An 18,715-nucleotide genomic window follows, 5' to 3' on the forward strand; every position below is an offset into this window, starting at 1 on the left:
GGGATAAACTCGAATTTAACTATTTAAGGATTATCGTAATAAGATGTAGAGGATTCTTAAAATTCAACTTCCTCAAGAACTCTCCTTTTGTTTCCTTATTCTTAAGTAGAGTTCTGTCTACCAGACTTACGATTAACTTGTTCCTAATAAGACTTCTACTTATAGTCCATGCCTCGTACAACGCTTTAGGATAGTCCTTACCCGGTAGGGGAATAATTATAGCCTTAAGACCCTCAAAGGAAGAGAGAGCATCAGAAGGCGAAAAGATCATGGGGTAAATAAAATTCTTGTTAAGCTCCTTAATTGCTTCATCTTCCACGTCTAGGTTACACACGCCGGGCTCTTTACTTAACACGGGTGTTCTATAATTACTCTCACTTAGACCCAGAGTCTTACTTACCTTACTTACGTCAACCTTACTTATACTCCTCAAGCTTATTTGATTAAAGAAGACTTTACCGAATCTAGTGGATATTCTAAGCAGTTCAAGGATTTCCTCTTCAGTACCGTAAGAGAATAAATCGGGGGAAATTAAGTTAACCTTACCTTGTACCGATTGCACTTCCATTTCCTTCAATATTACCTCTCTAGGGACTTTCCTGTTACCCCTCATTATCTCAACTTCAGCCGTTGCCGATGGAGACTTTATGGGGTAAAACTTTTCCGCAGGAGTACCCCATATAACTCCTTCTCTCTTTATTGCGTCAAAGATTACGTTCTCTGCCTCTCCTACAACTATAGTATCTACCCATTTCTCTTTTCTCTCCAGTAATTCCCACGCCCCCGGACCTCCGGCAATTACCTTGAAATTAAACCTTGTCTTAAGTTCCCTAATCTTAGAGGCAAACCTCTTAAATGAGTAATAAAACCCTGGCTCTTCTCCAAAGGCTTCCCTTATTACTGAAGATTGAGGAGTTAAAGCAAAAGGGTCGTTAACGTAAATTCCTAAAACGTTAGTCTTTCCTATCTTTGATGGAGGAACAATTCTAGCGTTAGTTATTGCCTCAATTTTTCTGAGACCGTATGGTGGATATTTATTCTTTCTTATGAGTGGTAATACTCTCTCAGGAAGCGGTGGAAGAGAATAGAATGTTGCCGGGTCTGCGGTTAATATCATCCTATAATGTTCTTTATGTGTATGTATAAACTTATTCTCTTATAAACGATAAACGGAGAATGTAGTAAAAGTATGATTCAGGTTCTACATTACGAATTGGAATAATAGAGAAATATTCAATTAAATTATCACATTATGAAAACGTATTTAACGGCTAAAGTTGCAGTATTTTCTCTATTTATAGAAACAAAGCGAATTCGAAAAAGCTTGAATTGCCCAGTAAAAGAATATTAATAAAAAGATATGCTTATCGAGAGGAATGTAAAATGGTTCCTCAGATCTTAAATAAGTATAAGCAATTAAAAATACGAATGGGTAGTACTGTGCATTGACATGCATAATGTATTATAAGAAATGGTGATACATGCGCAAACCAGCTTAGTATAGATTTGTGTAGAATATCTGTAAGTGCATTCAGGATCTAACCATTTATTTACACTAACATGATAATTCCTGTAGCAATATATCACTATAGTCTTATTTCCATTATTTATACACTCCTTGCAAACTATGTGGACGAATATCCCTACTACGTATATCGGAACATTACCGCAGTTTTTTGCATGATATCTAAGCACGTAATTACACTTTTCTATACCATCATGAATTTTAATCATAGCGTTTTCCACTTTCGGCTTTGCATATTTGAATATTGAATATTCCCCTATAAGTATCTTCAAATAAGTTACATTTGTGGTACAAGGAATCTTTTTAAAACACTTTGTACAACCGTTCATTATTCTGCACATCTTTACAATTTCCTTCCCACAGTTGAATATTCCCTCAACATAAATAGGTTTACTAGCATTTATTACGAGGTAAAGGTATGTTGAATGATCATATAGGTATTCAGTCACGTTGTACTTAACGTACTTATAAGCAAAATATTCGAACTGAATAATCTTAGAATAGCAATAAGTTGAGTAAAAAGAAGAAAGAGTAAAGTAAATTACTCCTGCACCTATTAAAACCAAGAAGATTGATGGGATTAATATTCTGCCTATCACTTCAGTTCGCTTATACTAAAAAGGAAAGAGGGATTACAAAAACTAATGAACGCTCTTAATTACCTTCACTGCAGTACCGTAAGCAATTATCTCATCGTATTCATCGTTTATCCTGTGAGAATCAAACCTAACAGAAATTACTGCAGTGGAGTTAAACTCCTTAGCCCTTTGTAGCATCTCTTTTAATGCGTTGGCTCTAGCATTCTCAGACTCCTCAAGGAATTTTTTAGCTTCCTCCTCTTTACTTAGGTCGTATTTCTTTGAAAGTAATGAAACTCCTACAACTATTCCTATTATCTGTATAACTGTGTATCCTGGAATTTCATCAGCGGTTGTGATAAAAATTTCTTGTTGTTGAGACATACCATTTATTTTTTCTTAATAGGTTATAAAAATTACGTCGTCACGGTAAAAATTTAATCCCACATGGAATATTATACTCATGAAAGTCTCGTTAAAGGAGCTAAAAGAGAACTTTAATCCCAAGCTAAAGCCAATAATCTGGAATGATGAGAAAAACACATTATCACTCTTAGATCAATCGGCACTACCATTCGAAACAACTTATGTGGAATTAAAAGATCCAGAAGGAATAGCCTCTGCAATTAAGTTAATGAAAGTGAGGGGTGCTCCAGCAATAGGTATTACTGCAGCTTACGGAATGGTTACTGCGTTAACTTCTGATATCCCTTCAAGCCTTGAAGAGGCTATAGAGAAACTAACCATAGCGAAAAAGATCCTAGACCAAGCGAGACCTACTGCAGTTAACTTAGCCTGGGCTACGTCGAATATGTTAAATAATGCAAAGAGGTACGTTGAACAAGGAGATGCTAAGGGTGTAAGTGAAGTAGTTTCCTTACTAAAAAGGGACGCAAAGAAGATATTTGATGATGAGCTTGAGGCAGAACTTCAGATGGGTATTTATGGTTTGGAGAAGATAAATGACGGAGACACTGTACTTACACAGTGTAATGCAGGAGGTCTAGCTACTGGAACTGGGCTAGGGACTGCACTTGCTCCAGTAAAAGTTGCCCACATGTTGGGAATTAAAGTCTCAGTAATCGCCCCTGAAACGAGACCTTGGTTACAAGGTAGTAGGCTTACTGTTTATGAACTAATGACTGATGGAATTCCCGTAACCTTAATTGCAGACACAGCAGTAGGCCTTGTTCTGTATAAAGGAATGGTGAACAGCGTAATGGTAGGCGCAGATAGAATACTTTCGGACGGTCATGTTTTCAATAAAATAGGTACTTTTAAAGAGGCGGTAATTTCTCACGAATTAGGAATTCCATTTTATGCGTTAGCCCCTGTTTCAACTTTTGACTTAAAGAATAGAGTTGAGGACGTGAAAATTGAGGAAAGAGATCCTAACGAAGTTAGAACAATTAGGGGAATTCCCATTGCACCGGAAGGAGTTAAAGTATATAATCCAGTCTTCGACGTAACTCCCCCAAAGTATGTTACTGGGATAATAACTGAAAAAGGAATAATATATCCTCCATTTGATAAGAATGTTAGGAAAATTGTTGAAAAATGATATCTTTATTTTTTATAGATAGGAAAAAGCTTATAATATAGTGAATATAAATATTTAATAGTGATATAAAGTGGTTAAATATTGTCCTAAGTGCGGTTATCCTAACGTGGATGATGCAAAATTCTGCTTAAAATGCGGTTCACCACTTCCAGAATCTTATATACTACAAGGTGGTGCTCCACCACAATCTTCTCCTCAATCATCACCTCAACCTCCTCCTCAGCCTCCAACTTCTCAGTACCCTTACATGCCCCAGGAGCCTCCTAAAAAGAAGGTTCCAATAAAGGCAATACTTGGCGGAGTAGTAGCTGTTATAGTGGTTCTAGTAGTATTCCTAGTTGTTTTACCATTAATTTCACCATCGCACGGAGTTTATGGTATAGCGTCTACCGCGTCTAGCGATTTTGGAGGTCATTGGAGCGTGGCAAAGTGCAAATCCGCTGTAGCTACTTATGTTGGCAATGGGAAGTACGAGATCAAATATCTTAATGGTACTACTGAGTATAAGAAGATCTGCTCCATTCCTTTTGGCTGCTTATCTTCATTGATAAGCACTAGTGGAGGGACGTATTATCAGCCAAATTTTATGGAATATCCTTCTAAGATTTCCTTCGCTGTAATTAACGGCACTGTTAACGGGCAGAAAGATGTCATTGTACTGTTGGGAATGTATTGGAATTCTACTCCAAATATTGCATATTATTTCTCTAACATGACAAAGTATTTAATTACTAAGTGTTCATCCTCAATCGCAGCGGGAGAGTCTCAAGCAAAACAATTGGATTCTTGCTTTATAATATCATCATTTAACGGAATGTATTACTATTATATAGCAACAAGCAATTCCACACTATTGAGTTCTGTTTCAGTACCTTATTCAGCATTGTCTCATCTTGGGATATCTCACTTGACAGCAATTGGAGAATTTTGGGGAGCGACAACCCATGAGGCGATTATTGCAGTAACTATAAACGTAGCACCTTCAAGCTCACAAATTCAGTCAATAGTTAGCGAATTCCAGAGCTGTCTATAAGGTATTAGAATTTTTTATCCTAAATTTTTCTCTTCTATACTCAACTTCTTTTATTTCCTCCCATTTTATTCTCCTCTTATTTTTAACGTCGTCATAAAGGATAAGCATCTTAGGGCAGGAGTTTATTCCATTGACTATGACCTCTTTTAAACCTGTGAGAATTTTAAGTGCATCGACGAGACCAGGAGATTTAAAAGGAATCTCCCTGGCTAAAAATTCCTTTACCACCTTATAATATTCCTCGTAATAATCTCCAGGAGAGAGGACATATCTTCCTTCTTCAGGAGGATAAAGTAAAATACCGTAAGTAAATAAGCCACCTTTTACCACTTCAAAAGGATGACCACCACAAGAAGAGTCTTGATTAAGCCATTTCCTAAAAGCAGGAGGGTTATCTAAAGGCAAGTTCATCATTCCGCAATCTCTTCCGTCTGCGTATCGAGAATAAAGATCTTTAATATGTCCTTTAGTATCAAGGCCAAGTGCCTCATAAATTACCTTGACAGTTTCAAGGTAGTCCCTGAGACTTATTTCCTTATCAAGTCTCTTGTTCAGGTTTTCCTTATAGCGCCTAAGTATGTCCTTTGCCTCTTCCAAAGTAATTACTGGATCTCTTACATACTTCAGCCTTACTTTACCTTCTAAGTAGTGCTTATCTATGTCCTCAACAGTTATGAATATTCCTCTATTAATTTGAAACTTAGAGAATTCCAGGACTCTGAGTAACAGATTCTTAACCATCTCATCAGCTTCTTTATTCCCCTTGCCTATCCTTATTTTCCCTCTCGTATTTATGAATAACTCGTACGCGTCAAACTTTTTGAGATAAACTAAACTAATAGGTACAAGCTTTATTACTTCCTTTAGCTTTACAGGAGAGAAGAAAAAATAATAAACTCTAACGTAATCGTCCTCCCTAGTAGGGTATGTAATCTCTTCAAGCTCCTTGGCAAGATTATAAAGCTCATCGTTATTATATGTAGGAGGATCTAAATATTCTGTTTCTATTTTATACATTACTAAGGGATGAGAATTCACAATTTTCATTATTTTATTCCTAACGTCCTCAAACATGATATAAAATGTGAGTTAAAATAGGAGACGTAATCGGAACTGTCTTCATTATTAGGATTGCTATTACTGCCTCAGTTACCAAAATAACGCAAAGACTAATTCTGCCTTTAAGAGGAATAAAAAATCCTGAAATGAAGGAAAGAGGAAAAGAGGAGAAATATAATGCTAAGATTTCCGAAAGTCTCAACTCACGCTTGAAAAAGAATAGGAAAATTATGGACACAGCTGCCGCGATAATGGAAAAGTAATTACCATAAAGAAGCAATGCATTTAAAACAAATAATAAGCTTAGTATTACAAATACTTTCAATTTCTTTAGTTTAATATCCTTAACTATAAATATACTAAGAGCTCCGCCGATCATATAAAATATTACTGAGTATGCCGAATAATGAAACTCAAAGTAAAATAATAAAGGTATAAGTACAAAAAGTGGTGAGAGTCTCTGTACTGCAGAAATGCCCACAAAGGGATTTATCAAAGATAGTAACGACGCAAAAAGAGGGTATACGCTGATTTTGAATTCAGGTAAAGAGATTGCAATAGATGATAAAATCAAGGGAGTAAGAATATGTAAGTCAAAGAAGAAGAACTTTACTGAAATAAAAATCAATAATGCAGAAATAAAGAAATAGTAGTATTTTTCTATAAATGAGACTATTGGCTTATATTGACTGCGAAACATGTTTACTATAAAAAGTATGGCTAAGGAAAAGAAGAGTATTTCTTCTTGAAGATATTCTCCTTCTATTACGAAGTACACTAAGGAAAAGAAAGGTAGGAGTATATAAAGAAATAACTCTTTGCCCTTAACAACATCGTATAATGAAGATATTGAGAGCGAAGGGTTAATGAAAGAAAATAATGGAGGTAAATAATTTAGGATCTTTACCTTTTTAAAACTCCTAGCATATTTTAAGGATATAATTGCAAAATACGGATAGAAGGGAGAATAAAGTAAGGAAACTAATGGAGAGAAAGAAACAATTGCTGGAATAAGGAAAGGTAATTTAAAGTAAAAAGCTAGTGCTGATAAATAGATTACTGCTGACGTTCTGAGTGATATTCTTCCCTCGATTATTGCAGAAATTACTCCTGAAATTAAGAGAAAATAAGCAATATTACCTAAGGAATTCATACTTAGAACAGCGCTCAATATTAGGAACATTATACCGGAAATTATTAGCCCTTTTTTCTCCAAAGCACCTGCTAAGAATAAAATAAGGTAATTCTGAGTTAAAAGAGAGAAAAGTGTAGCTAAACTAAAGGATAATGAAGATTTCCTATCCAAATAAAGGAGTGGAAAAGAAAAAAGAGCTAGAAGCGCATGAAAGGGCGAAGAAAGAAGTAAAAGTGCTGAAACAAAAGGCGGAAAATATTTCAGTTTCAAAATTACTGCAGCAGAAATTATTGCAAGTAACGATAAACAGTAATGAGGAAAGAAAGAAGAGATGAAGAGAAGCGATCCTAAGGTAATTTCTAGCCTAAGTTTCATTTCGAGAAGAATATAAGTTAACATTTAAAAATCTGTCCTTTAAATCAAATAACTCATTGAAACTAACTGATTAGGTTATTTATTTCCTCGATATCAATGATTTCATAAGCCTCTGGGGTGAACTTACCTTGACTAATTGGGACATACTCTATTGAATCCCTTGTCTTTACTTCCACGTCCTTAAGTCTAAAGAGAATCTGAGGGTCTTCTAAATCCTCTTTCCAGAAATGAATATGAAAACCCCTCCTTGTCGTCATAACTAACCTTGGTTTTAAGTCCTTCATTTGTTCAATAATTTTCCTATCCTTTGAATCGACATCTACCATGAAAATCTTGAAATCTATATGCCTTGGGAGTTCAGAGAAGAATATCTTGGAAATGTCAGGCTTTCTTTCGCATTCCTGCATGTACCGTACTACGGTGTCCTTTGAAGCTTTTGACATGTTGACGGGATTTAGAACATGCATTACCTTTATCCATTCCTTCCTTATCTTTATTCCTCTAACCTCAAACTCTACGTTATCCCTTATTGATAAGAGAATTTTTACTGCCTTCAAAGTCTCAACATTCCATACTCTATATAGTACTTTATCTATCTTTAACCCCTGTTCTTTAGCTTCTCTATCTCTTGAAATCAAGTAAAAGAGATAGCTCTCCTTTTCATTTAACTTAGGTAAATACTCGTTAAGGTATTCCTCGGTAGTCAGTTTCCTCATTGAAAGAGAATATTTACTTAGATATTAAATTTTGAACTACAGAACTAGGCATTCTAAAATTTGACCTAGCATTGACATGCAGATGACATAATAATTTTGTTTTAGTAAACTATATATTATTTTCAAATCATGATATTAGTTGATAAAAGGTTTTTGGATAGCAAAATTTTACTACAGAGTTAAAAACGATTAAAAACAGTACTTGATTCAAACTAAGTTCTAAATGAGATTATTGCTTAAACTCTTATAAAATTGAATTAAAAAATTTCTTAAAAATTATAAGCATCCTTGTACTTGGCTAACCATTGTTTCCATTTGTGAAAGTGTAGGAACTAGATTTATAGTAATAACTACAATTTCCTCATTGTTTGATACTCCTCCGAATTCACTTAATGAATGTATAGAGTATCCCCCTAAAGAAGATGGCGCTTGAGTTTCACTTAACATCGTATAGTTAGAAACTGACATATATAAATAATCTAGACCATTATACGTCGAAATTGTAACGCATATTCCTTGAGATTTCAAGTAGGCTTCATATTCTGAAATATAAGAGGAGTATGAAGCATTAGATAGGACAGAATTAATTGAAGAGTATCCTTCTGATGCAGGATTAGGAGTTATATTATAATAAGCTCCCGCCGCAAGGATGTAAGTCTTTTCTCCATTAACAGTGCCATTAACTAATGTAAAAACCACTTTAGCAGGATACACATTATAGTAATTTATTTGAAAATATGAGTTAGCACTTACGGAAGATAAACCCGATAAAACGTTATTAAAGCAACAGAATTTAATTTCGTCATAGTTCTCGTAAACCGTGGTTCCATTAAAATATTTTACTTCGTAGACTCCTTTACCTACATATGTAGCAGTTGCGGACTTGCATTTAACAGTTACCCACTTTCCGCCGAACTCCTTTGACGCTGTTGAAGCTAAAGCTGTAATACCGTGAAAAGAGAATAGTGGTAAAAACACTAAAAATACTGCTAGTACTACTACAACTACCATTACTACACCGATAATAGCAAGTACGGGAGCTCTCTTTTTAGGAGTTGAAGGTTGTTGAGAAGCTGAAGGCTGTGAAGGAGGCGGAAAATTTGGTTGTTGTGTTGATGGTAATGTAGGTGGAGGAGATTGAGGAATATATTGAGGTAATTGATAGCCACACTTCATGCAGAATTTAGCATCATCAACGTTAGGATAACCACACCTAGGACAATATTTAACCACTTTATATCACCATTTACTAAGAATAATATTTTCCAGTTAATAAATATTTTGATTGATTATGAATATTTAAAAACGAATACAACTCTAAATATTTAGATATAAAACTGAAGTTAATTTTATAATATGGATAGGCTATACAAGTATATAGTCATGAACCTAAAAATTGTCGGTTTGGCAATCGTAATCTTAGTAATAATAGGTGGAATTGGAGTCTATGAATTACTAAAGAAATCAACAGAGCAAACAGCTACTCCTTCTACAACAACAAAAGACTTGAGAATAGTATCTATAACCCCTAGCGATACTCAAGACTTAATTGCCCTAGGTTTAGGAAAACATATTGTAGGAGTTGACCATTATTCTTACTGTCTTTTAAAGATGATAAACAAGACTTCCTGCGTACACAGTAATGTTACAGTATTTCCAGAAATTTCTCCAGTAAACATCTCAGGATTAGTAGCACTTAACCCTACGGTAGTTGTTGGAGAAAAAGGGCTTCTTTATAATTGTGTTAACAGTATCCAGAAGGCAGGAATAAAAATTTTCTTAACTAATGCTGACTACGCATCAAATTTCTATCAAATTGAAAGTTGCATATGTTCCTTAGCAAAATACTTTAATGTTACTAACTCATCTAAGGAGTTAATAAACTGGATGAATTCTAAATTACAAGAATTCTCGACTACGGGAGATATTACGGTAACTTACATAGACTGGATATGTCCTAATTATTACTTCTGGACTGCAGGAGGTAACGTATTCATAAATACTTTAATACAGTTGGGAGGAGGAATTAACACCTTTGGTGAATGCGTAAATTACAATGAATTATGCCCAGGAAAGCTGATAGAGGCTAATTCGGATATTCTCGTAGTGAATGTTGTGTATAATATATCATATACTAAGTACTTACTTTCACATATTCCAGGAATTCAAAATGTTAAAGCTTACAAGAATGGAAATGTTTACTTCCTTTGCTGTGGATCTTCGTATCTAACTAATGAACCTGGACCTCTAGCAGTTTACGCAGTTCTACTATTCCACGATATAATTAACGGAACTGCGCCTCATCAAATAACATGGTCTTGGATAGAGAAGTGCATTAACCCTCAAATGCCGGTGTTTTGAATGTTAGAAAAAAAACTCCTTTTTATGTTAATAATGATTTTTTCCTTGCCCATATCCTTCTTGGTCTCATTAATTTACGGTCAAATTTACATTCCACTTCAGGAGATCTTTTCTCCTCACGGCTTTTACTACACAGTTCTCTTTAAGATTAGGATTCCTACAGTATTAGCTGCAGCGTTAATAGGAGCTTCCCTCTCAATTGCCGGAGCAATAATGCAACTCCTTTTGAGAAATCCCTTAATGGACCCATACGTAAGCGGTACAGCTTCTGGGGGGGCATTTGGTGCAGTCATGGCTTATTTTCTCCTTGCTTTTAATTTCCCATTCAATTGGATAATTTATTTCTCTCCTCTTGTCGCTTTCATCTTCTCCTTTATAGCAACTATAATTACCTTAGCAATAGGTAAAAGGACTGGCGTTTACGGGATAATAGTTGGCGGAGTAGTAGTTTCCTACTTGTTCTCTTCGCTACTCACAGTCCTGCTTGAGGCGATAGAGTACAAGTATCCTCAAGTGCCTCCTCCATTATTCTGGTTATTAGGAGAAATTCAAATAGTAGGCTATGATTATGATGAAGTGCTGGGATTCTTGGTCTTAACTCTGGTTATCTTAGCAGTTATAGAGAGTAGGAAGTTAGATTTAGTGCATATAAGCGATGAGCTCTCTTATGCAAAGAAGATCAACCCAGGCAAATACAGAACTGCATGGATAATATTCCTGAGTATAATAGTAGGTATAATAGTCTCACAAGTGGGCATAATAGGCTTCATAGGAATTATTGTACCTCACATAGTTAGAAGGACTGTGGGAGGTAATTCATCTACGCTTATTCCATTCTCCGCCTTACTAGGGTCTTCAATTATGATGCTCAGTAATATTATTGCGAGCGGAGCCTTGGGTTTTGTAATTCCAATTACCGCAATAACTTCAGTCTTAGCTTCTCCAATAATCATTTATGTCTTGGTGAAGGGTCGTGTTAGTGAAGGGTATTAAAGTCAATTTAGGAGGCAAGGAAATCCTCCATGAAGTAACTTTTTCAACCGATGGAGGAATAAACATTATCCTAGGCCCTAACGGTTCTGGAAAGACCACGTTATTGAGAACTTTGATAGGTATGGTAAAGCCTACTGAAGGAGAAATTCGGATTGAAAAGAAGATATCTTATGTCCCATCAGAGTTCTTTCCTGCACAAATGAAGGTTAGAGATGTACTTCTCTCAGGAGAAAAGAAGAGGAGAATTGATGACTATCTGGAGAACGCAAAAATCTTAGGCATTGAGACCTTTTTAGATAGGGAATTTTACTCTTTAAGCAGTGGTGAAAAAAGGCTTACGCTTATCTGCAAAGCTTTAACCGAAGGAGATTTAATTATAATGGATGAACCTCTCTCTAACCTTGATTTAGCAAATAAAGTAAAAATAATGAACACCATGGTTGAAATGGGCAGAAGGAAGGAATTCCTAATAACTTCCCACGAGCTTGATGTTCTGAATATTTCTGAAAAAGCCATAATAATGAAGGAAGGAAGAGTAATATATCAAGGTAAGTCCTCTGACGTTACTGAGGAAGTTCTGAGTAAAACTTACGAAGTGAAGATAAGAAAACATGAAGTTAACGGAAAAACTTTTTTCTTTGTTGATAATAGTGGATATTAAGTCAAATTCATTCTATTCTCTAATTATAGAAATAAGGTTATGACGTAAAGATACGTGTAATTTTTCTCGTTCACTATTAAGAGAGTATTGAATACTATTTATAGATATTGAATGATAAATAGAAATAATATAAAGGATTTAAAGCGAGAATATTAAAAAATTATATCTATTTCTCCTTATGGTTTATCATTAGTATTTAATAAAAGTGATGTTAATAATATTTATAAATCCTCTTTCTCATAATATTTATTTAGATCACGAATGGCAAAGAAAGGAAAGAAATCAAAGGGACAGTCACAAGGCGGAGAGAGCAAACAATAGCGACCTAAGATATTTTCCTTTCTTATTATTTAAGTTAATGTTTTCTTCTTTTTCCTTCTGCTATAACTTCTTCAGCTTCCAATCTTAATTCGGGATTAATTTTAGCTTCAGCTAAAACTTTTTCAGCTTTAGTTATTAGCTCATTTTCGTTACCTTTACCTTCTCTTATCGCATGTATTAGCTCCTTTAAGTACTCTTCACCGAATATTTTATCAATGGAATATCTAGCTTCAAAATACTTCAGCTTATCTTGATTAGCAACCCTAAAACTGGTATAATGATTTTCGTCATAAGCACTTGATTTAAAATTAAACTTCTCAGGAGTAAGTATTTTTCCTACAACAATTACCGCATCCCTAGTAATTTTTTCCTCCTTAATTTTTTCGGCAATGTCCTTTAAAGTACCTTTGATTATCTTTTCTTCTCCCTTCCACGTTGCCTTGTAAACTACAGCTATTGGAGAATTTTCTGAAACTCCTCCTTCCTTAAGTTCTTCAACTACTTTATCTATAACATGGACACCAGTATAGATGACCATTGACGCTCCCTTATTTAAGAAAGGGGCGTAATCCTTTATTGAACCATCCATTGGGACTGAAGCAGAGGCTCTGGTAATAATTACCGTTTGTGAAACTCTAGGTAAAGTAAGTTCTATACCCAAGGAGCTTGCTGCGGCAATAGCTGCAGTTATCCCCGGTATAAGCTCGTGATCTATTCCCTCCTTTTTTACAGCTTGTAATTCCTCATTTAAAGCTCCATAAATTGAGAAATCTCCAGATTTAAGCCTAGCAACCAACTTACCTTCTTTAGCCTTCTTAATCATGATATTAACGATCTCCTCATGTGTTAACTCGGCAGTATTTATCACTTCAGCTCCCCTCTTAGCCCAGTTCAATATCTCTGGGTTTACTAAAGATCCTGCGTAAAGTATCACATCAGCTTCTTCTATGTATTTCTTTGCCTTAACGGTAATTAACTCAGGATCTCCAGGACCAGAGCCTATAAAGGCTATCTTACCTTTCATTTTTCCTTCACCTTACATATTAAAGTTGCAAAATAGTCCTTTTCTTCATTACCTTTTAATTCATCAATTTTCTCTCCTTCCATGTAACATCTCCTTGCGTAAATTATTTCGTAAGAAGAAAGGATACTTTTAATCTCTTCTAAATTCTCATTAGCTTTCATTACTACTATAGCCTCAAATTTTCCTTTAGCTAAATCTATTAAATCAAGCCTGTCTGCAGGAATAACTGCTATAGCCTCATTTTTCAGAGCTAGAGGAATTTTAATTTTCGAAGGGCAGGCAGTAATTGAAGTTACTCCTGGAATTATTTCAACCTCCTGGCAGTTCAAGAACGAGAAGACTCTGAAGAAAGTGCTGTAAAGTGTTGGATCTCCTAAGGTTACAAACGCAGAGACTTCCTTAGCTTTCTCACAGATTGTTTTAGCTATTGCCTTCAGTTCCTCATCGCTTACTTCCTTCTTCATTGGAAAGCCTAATGTAACTATTTCACCTTTTGTAAACTTTTCAACTATTCCTAAGGCCAAACTTCTGTTAGTACCGGTAGAGTAAGGAACGAATACTACTTCAGCACTTGATAAGACCTTCATTGCCTTTAGAGTAATTAATTCTGGATCTCCTGGACCTAAACCTATTACATAAATCAAGGCTTCTCACCGTAAACTATGAAAATTGGATTCCTTGAAATCATTGCATAACCTTTAGAAGTATTCATTCCCTTTGCTACAATTACCTCAATTATTTGAGGATTATAGTTCAATGAAGACAGAACCGATATAGCCTTTACTGCTGTTTCCAATAATATAGCGTCAAGGACAATCCTTCCTTTACTTTTAAGCAATCTATCTACCTCAATTATACTCGCATCCAGATTTTCTGAACCGCCTACAAATACTGCATCTATTTCCTCTTTTATTTCCTTTAACGCAGAAGGAGATTCTCCTTGTATTATTTCCACGTTATTAATGTTAAACTTCTCAACGTTCTTTCTAGTAAGTTCTATAGCCTTAGGATCTTTTTCTATAGCGTAAACTTTTCCTTTGCTTCCTACATAAAGCCCTGCCTCAACTGTAACACTTCCTGTCCCACTACCTATATCTACAAATTTTGCCCCATGAAAGAGCTTAGCCTTTGATATTGCAATTACCCTTATTTCCTCTTTTGTCATTGGAATTTTCTCATCTCTTATAAACATTTCATCCGGAATTCCTAACACTAAAGATCACCTTCCTCTGCCAAAACTTGTCCGTCATCCGATAAAATTATAACGCCTTTCTTTACTTGAAACTTAGATAAACGGGAAAGAACTCTCTTGGCAATTATACTCATTACTTTTTTCCTCTCTTCTAAAGAGAGAGACTCTAAAGCTTCAGCAACTGTTAATGAGTTTGCTATTTCCCTTATTTTTTCTGTTGATAACCCAGAAACAACTGACGCATAAACAATGCTTTCTATCCTCGCGTCTCCGAATTTGCTGTGAGTGTTTAGAAGGCCTGCAGAGACTTTAGTTATCTTCCCTGGAAGGCTTACTATTACTACATGAGAAAATCCTTCGTCTATTGCAAGCTTTATGCTGTCTCCTATCCTGTCTCCTATTTTAACCACAACATCACCGTAGATTTTCTTGGCGAAGGAGAAGCTTGTATTTCCTGGAGCTAGAACTACTTTATTGTTTCCGGTTGCTTTAATAACGCACATTTCAGTTTTTATATGGTCAATGTAATCCTCATCACTTACTGGGTATTCAATTCCTGTTGTTCCCAAAATTGAAATTCCTCCGCTTACTCCTACGTCAGGATTCATTGTATTCTTTGACAGCTCCTCTCCATTAGGAACAATTATAGTAACCTTTACCTTATCCGTAACTTCCTTTAACGCATCTATTATCATCTGCCTAGCTATAGGACTTATTGATTTTTCTCCTATTTCCAACTTCAAACCAGGCCTGGTGACTGTTCCAATTCCTTTACTTCCTATAATTTGTACCGAAGCTGAAAGCTCACTGCATGCGGTTATTTCTAGACCGTCAAGAACGTCAGGATTATCTCCTGAGAACTTCTTCACTTTTGCGCATTTTCCTTCAAAGTATTCTTCTACTGGTATCTCTATCCTGATACCTATTGGAGTTGGAATTGTAACAGAGGAAGGAGTTTCGCCCTTTGTCAAGTAAATTGCTGAAGCTTTTGCAGCCGCAGCGGCTACTGCTCCAGTAGTTATTCCAAACCTTTTAAGAGTTTGAATCAACGACGTGTAGATCGTACCTCCTCTCGTATCCTCTTGGTGTTATTATTTTATTGTTATAAATATAAGACTTTGAATTTCCCACAATAATAGTTGTAATCATATTTATTTTATTCAAAAACTCCTCCCAAGATAACAAAGTTGATACAAAAACTTCCTCATCTTCCCTATAGGCAGATTTAACAATTCCTACTGGCGTATCTCCTTTTTTCTTTACATCTTTAATAATCTTCATAGCCTCTAAAAGTAACGGCTTATTTATAGGGTTGTAAAGCACAATGACGAAGTCACCTTCCGCTGCTTTCCTTACTCTGGTAAGGATTTCTTCAGGAGGAATAAGCAAGTCGCTGAGACTGATTACTGCGAAGTCCATGGAGAGGGGAGAGCCTAACTTTGCGGCAACCGCGTTTGCGGCAGTTACTCCTGGAATTATTTGAATTTCAACGTTTACGTTGTTTTTACAAGCCATGTCGTAAACTAGTCCAGCCATACCGTAAACTTGAGGATCACCACTTGAGACTACTGCAACCGTGTGACCTTCCATTGCTTTCTCAATTGCAACTTTAGCTCTGTAAACTTCTTCCCTCATCTTTGCAGTTATTACTTCCTTCCCGTCAAGCAGGTCTTGAATTAGCTTAGCGTAAGTAGTGTAAGCTACTACTACGTCGCTCTGTCTTATTGCCTCAAGCATCTCTAAAGTCCTAGTTTCTTTTCCTCCTGGGCCTATTCCAATAACGAATATCTTACCCATTTTTACCACGAGCGTAACGAATTATTTCGTTCATAATTGAAACTGCAATATTACTTCCTCCGTAATTTCCTCTCAGAACTATGCAAGGAATATCAGAGGAAATAAGCCTCTCCTTTGCCTCAACTGCGTTAGTGAATCCAGGTGGAGTTGCTACTATTAAAGGTACTTCTACTCCTTCCTCTTCGTGCATCTTAATTACCTCAACTAGTGCAGTTGGAGAATTACCTATTACCGCAATTTTAGGTTCTTTTGAAAGTCCTATCCTTATTCCTGCGGCTGTTCTAGTTATTTTTAATTTTTTAGCAAGCTCTAGTGCATCATCTAAATAATTCTCAGCGTTCCACCTTAATCCTGCTTTAACCATCTTAACGTCAGTTAGTATCCCTACGCCAGATTTTAATGCTGATACTCCCATCTCTATTGCGTCTTTACTTATGTAAATATGCCTTGCAATCTCTAGGTTTCCACTTGCATAAACTGCTCTACTTATTATTTCTAGCTCTTCTCCATTTTTTCCAGTTATTTCACTTACTTTCTGCCTCGATAACTCCATGGAATTCTCTTCTATTTCTTCAGGATCTTCCAAAAATCTAAAGGAGTCATCTTTCCTCACAGCTGAAGATATCCTATAAAGTAATGATAACTTTACTAGTGGAGAATCTGCTAAAGGTCTAGTGAAATAAACCTTAACTTTCTTATTCTCGTACTGAGCTTCCTCCCATTTATAAAATTCATTAACTTCAAATGAACCCATTATATCTTTAGCTACGTGATTTCCTCTACCTAGGAAAGCTAAGGCAAATATGAACTTGTTAATTCCTTTCTCCAATAATGATGAGACTAAGTTCCTCCAATTCGGTTCAGTAAATTCGTTATGAGACAGATAAACCGGTATTGATAATTTCTCTTCAATGTATTTCGCTACTCCTTCCATATCATCTACAAAGGTTTTCCTTCTGGAACCGTGGGTTATGATTATTATTGCTGTATCCACATTAATGGATAGCTTATCCAGGATATAAATATATTTTATAAACCTATTTTTGGTCTCTTCGCTTTAGGCGTTAAGTCTCATTATCGAGTTAAAAGTAAGTTTATACTTAGTTAGACCCTGAAGGTCAAAGGTACACGGGACAGTACACAACGCATATAACTCTGTGGAATAGTAGAAATCATATGTCAGATAGTTTTGTTATATACATACTACATTACCTTGACCTTTAAGGACTAACCATGTATAACCAATTGATAAGAATTGAACTACTCTATAAAGCATAAAGTTTTCATTGTTTGAAAGCCTTACCTATTAACGGCTCTGAGGGACAATATTTGTCGTCAACTTTAGTTAACCAGGAGGAATCGAGTAAATGATTTAAGTAATTACTAAGTTCTGAGTCAGAAATTTTTATTCCCTCTTTTGCCTCTAATTCATTTTTTATTCCACTCCAATTATTGCAATCAACTGTTGACCTCATAATAGTATAATATCTTTCCTTAGCTATCATTTTATCTAGCAAAAAATGCTCAAATTCATTTATGATGAGTTTCTTAGCATAAGCTAAAGTTTCATTCATTGCTTTATCAAATTCTCTTATTTCATAATATCTAAAACCGAAATAAGTTAACCAACCTGGAATTCCTCCTAGTTCATTATAAACCTTCTCACAGTCGCTGAAATTTATTTTCAGTTCATTAAATCCCCTCCTAAGGAATTCTACCGCATCTTCCTTGGTGAAAGGTTTTAGTTCAACTCTTGAAAAAGCTCTACCAAATAATGGAGATTCTGAATCTTCTAATTTTAGAAATTTTAGTAATAAACCCATTTCTGAACCGCTGAGTATTATTTTAACTTTCCTCAAATTATCAAAGGCATAAGCTAAAGTAGGTAATATGTTAAACCCTCTCGTTTTATGAAGTTCTTGAGCTTCGTCGAGGACTAAAATTACCTTATCTTCAGCCCAATCATTTAAGGAATCTACGATGGAAGAAAAGCTTACTCTATTCTCCTTTCCCCAGCCGAAATAAATTTCGTTGTCCATTATTTTTATTCCCTTAATTTTCTTCAGAAAATTAATAAGTTCAGGGAATTTTTTTAGTTAATCTATTAATTTCGTTTTGAATTTCTAGAATAAAATCTTTATAATTAATGTAAGTTTTCTCCTCAAATTTCCTTAAATCTATATAAACATAAGGATAACCTAATTCCTCTAACGAAATTCTTATTAGTGGTGATTTTCCAGTTCTCCTTAAACCTAACACTAGAGTTGTCGGAGATAATAGGGATTTTATTCTTTCAATTTCCTTTTCTCTATCAAAGAAATCTTCTCTCCTAATTTTCGGTGCCGGGTCAAATAGCACTTCTACCCCTAGAAGTAACTTCTACC

Annotated in this window: 19 protein-coding genes and 1 pseudogene; 5 read left to right on the top strand and 15 right to left on the bottom strand. The window is 35.4% G+C overall.

Translation table 11 applies throughout. The features are described 5' to 3' along the window. Positions 1-19 precede the first annotated feature (19 nt). The 3 genes from HS5_RS03985 to HS5_RS03995 form a co-directional block, all read right to left on the bottom strand. A complete protein-coding gene (locus HS5_RS03985; protein WP_236752877.1) occupies positions 20-1,117 on the bottom strand; it encodes a hypothetical protein in 1,098 nt (365 codons plus the stop codon). A 299-nt stretch (positions 1,118-1,416) separates the two neighbouring features. Beyond that, positions 1,417-2,124 carry a hypothetical protein gene (locus HS5_RS03990; RefSeq protein WP_236752878.1) on the bottom strand — a complete coding sequence of 236 codons (708 nt, stop codon included), beginning with the start codon at positions 2,122-2,124 and terminating at the stop codon, positions 1,417-1,419. Positions 2,125-2,166: 42 nt separating this feature from the next. Continuing rightward, on the bottom strand, positions 2,167-2,487 hold the full coding sequence (locus HS5_RS03995; protein ID WP_236752879.1) for a heavy metal-binding domain-containing protein: 321 nt from the start codon (positions 2,485-2,487) through the stop codon (positions 2,167-2,169). Positions 2,488-2,566: 79 nt separating this feature from the next. Between HS5_RS03995 and HS5_RS04000 the strand changes: the two genes are divergently transcribed. Further along, complete coding sequence (locus tag HS5_RS04000; protein WP_236752880.1) at positions 2,567-3,664, top strand: S-methyl-5-thioribose-1-phosphate isomerase; 1,098 nt, start codon at positions 2,567-2,569, stop codon at positions 3,662-3,664. Positions 3,665-3,734: 70 nt separating this feature from the next. Continuing rightward, complete coding sequence (locus tag HS5_RS04005) at positions 3,735-4,697, top strand: zinc ribbon domain-containing protein (protein ID WP_236752881.1); 963 nt, start codon at positions 3,735-3,737, stop codon at positions 4,695-4,697. Here the strand turns inward: HS5_RS04005 and HS5_RS04010 are convergent. The 4 genes from HS5_RS04010 to HS5_RS04025 all read right to left on the bottom strand — a co-directional run bounded on the left by HS5_RS04010 (position 4,692) and on the right by HS5_RS04025 (position 9,215). Beyond that, positions 4,692-5,771, bottom strand: a complete 1,080-nt coding sequence (locus tag HS5_RS04010; protein ID WP_236752882.1) for a hypothetical protein — start codon at positions 5,769-5,771, stop codon at positions 4,692-4,694. The two genes, HS5_RS04005 and HS5_RS04010, sit on opposite strands and share 6 nt — an antisense overlap. Next, positions 5,764-7,266 carry a hypothetical protein gene (locus tag HS5_RS04015; RefSeq protein ID WP_236752883.1) on the bottom strand — a complete coding sequence of 501 codons (1,503 nt, stop codon included), beginning with the start codon at positions 7,264-7,266 and terminating at the stop codon, positions 5,764-5,766. Before HS5_RS04015 ends, HS5_RS04010 begins: the two co-directional genes overlap by 8 nt. 62 nt (positions 7,267-7,328) lie before the next feature. Continuing rightward, positions 7,329-7,982, bottom strand: coding sequence for a hypothetical protein (locus tag HS5_RS04020; protein ID WP_236752884.1), 654 nt, complete (start codon positions 7,980-7,982; stop codon positions 7,329-7,331). A 276-nt stretch (positions 7,983-8,258) separates the two neighbouring features. Then, positions 8,259-9,215: a zinc ribbon domain-containing protein gene (locus tag HS5_RS04025; protein WP_236752885.1), complete on the bottom strand. Its 957-nt coding sequence runs from the start codon at positions 9,213-9,215 to the stop codon at positions 8,259-8,261. Between the two features lie 123 nt (positions 9,216-9,338). On the opposite strand from HS5_RS04025, the gene HS5_RS04030 reads away from it, so the two are divergent. From HS5_RS04030 to HS5_RS04040, 3 genes are read left to right on the top strand one after another with little or no spacing between them, the layout of a single operon-like run. Next, positions 9,339-10,343 carry an ABC transporter substrate-binding protein gene (locus HS5_RS04030; RefSeq protein WP_236752886.1) on the top strand — a complete coding sequence of 335 codons (1,005 nt, stop codon included), beginning with the start codon at positions 9,339-9,341 and terminating at the stop codon, positions 10,341-10,343. Continuing rightward, positions 10,344-11,336 (top strand): iron ABC transporter permease, encoded by a 993-nt coding sequence (locus HS5_RS04035; protein WP_236752887.1) that lies wholly within the window; start codon positions 10,344-10,346, stop codon positions 11,334-11,336. Beyond that, complete coding sequence (locus tag HS5_RS04040) at positions 11,317-11,997, top strand: ABC transporter ATP-binding protein (RefSeq protein WP_236752888.1); 681 nt, start codon at positions 11,317-11,319, stop codon at positions 11,995-11,997. The genes HS5_RS04035 and HS5_RS04040 overlap by 20 nt, the downstream gene beginning before the upstream one ends. 583 nt (positions 11,998-12,580) lie before the next feature. Here the strand turns inward: HS5_RS04040 and cobM are convergent. The 8 genes and pseudogenes from cobM to HS5_RS04080 all read right to left on the bottom strand — a co-directional run. Then, positions 12,581-13,342 (bottom strand): annotated as a pseudogene (gene cobM / locus HS5_RS04045) (precorrin-4 C(11)-methyltransferase); the annotation flags it as partial. Continuing rightward, positions 13,339-13,986, bottom strand: a complete 648-nt coding sequence (locus HS5_RS04050; RefSeq protein WP_236752890.1) for a cobalt-factor II C(20)-methyltransferase — start codon at positions 13,984-13,986, stop codon at positions 13,339-13,341. The pseudogene cobM and the gene HS5_RS04050, both read right to left, overlap by 4 nt. Further along, the gene (cbiT, locus tag HS5_RS04055) at positions 13,983-14,534 is read right to left on the bottom strand and encodes a precorrin-6Y C5,15-methyltransferase (decarboxylating) subunit CbiT (RefSeq protein ID WP_236753459.1); all 552 of its coding nucleotides are present in this window, start codon (positions 14,532-14,534) and stop codon (positions 13,983-13,985) included. Before cbiT ends, HS5_RS04050 begins: the two co-directional genes overlap by 4 nt. A gap of 20 nt (positions 14,535-14,554) precedes the next feature. After that, a complete protein-coding gene (gene cbiD / locus HS5_RS04060) occupies positions 14,555-15,583 on the bottom strand; it encodes a cobalt-precorrin-5B (C(1))-methyltransferase CbiD (RefSeq protein WP_236752891.1) in 1,029 nt (342 codons plus the stop codon). Then, entirely contained in the window at positions 15,567-16,331 is a 765-nt protein-coding gene (locus HS5_RS04065; RefSeq protein WP_236752892.1) for a precorrin-3B C(17)-methyltransferase, read from the bottom strand. The genes cbiD and HS5_RS04065 overlap by 17 nt, the downstream gene beginning before the upstream one ends. After that, positions 16,324-17,325, bottom strand: coding sequence for a precorrin-8X methylmutase (locus tag HS5_RS04070; protein ID WP_236752893.1), 1,002 nt, complete (start codon positions 17,323-17,325; stop codon positions 16,324-16,326). The genes HS5_RS04065 and HS5_RS04070 overlap by 8 nt, the downstream gene beginning before the upstream one ends. Positions 17,326-17,614: 289 nt before the next feature. After that, positions 17,615-18,370, bottom strand: a complete 756-nt coding sequence (locus tag HS5_RS04075) for an ATP-binding protein (protein WP_236752894.1) — start codon at positions 18,368-18,370, stop codon at positions 17,615-17,617. A 40-nt stretch (positions 18,371-18,410) separates the two neighbouring features. Beyond that, a complete protein-coding gene (locus HS5_RS04080; RefSeq protein ID WP_236752895.1) occupies positions 18,411-18,689 on the bottom strand; it encodes an ATP-binding protein in 279 nt (92 codons plus the stop codon). Positions 18,690-18,715: the final 26 nt, after the last annotated feature.

It is taken from the genome of Acidianus sp. HS-5 (genome assembly GCF_021655615.1).
Lineage (GTDB): Archaea > Thermoproteota > Thermoprotei_A > Sulfolobales > Sulfolobaceae > Acidianus.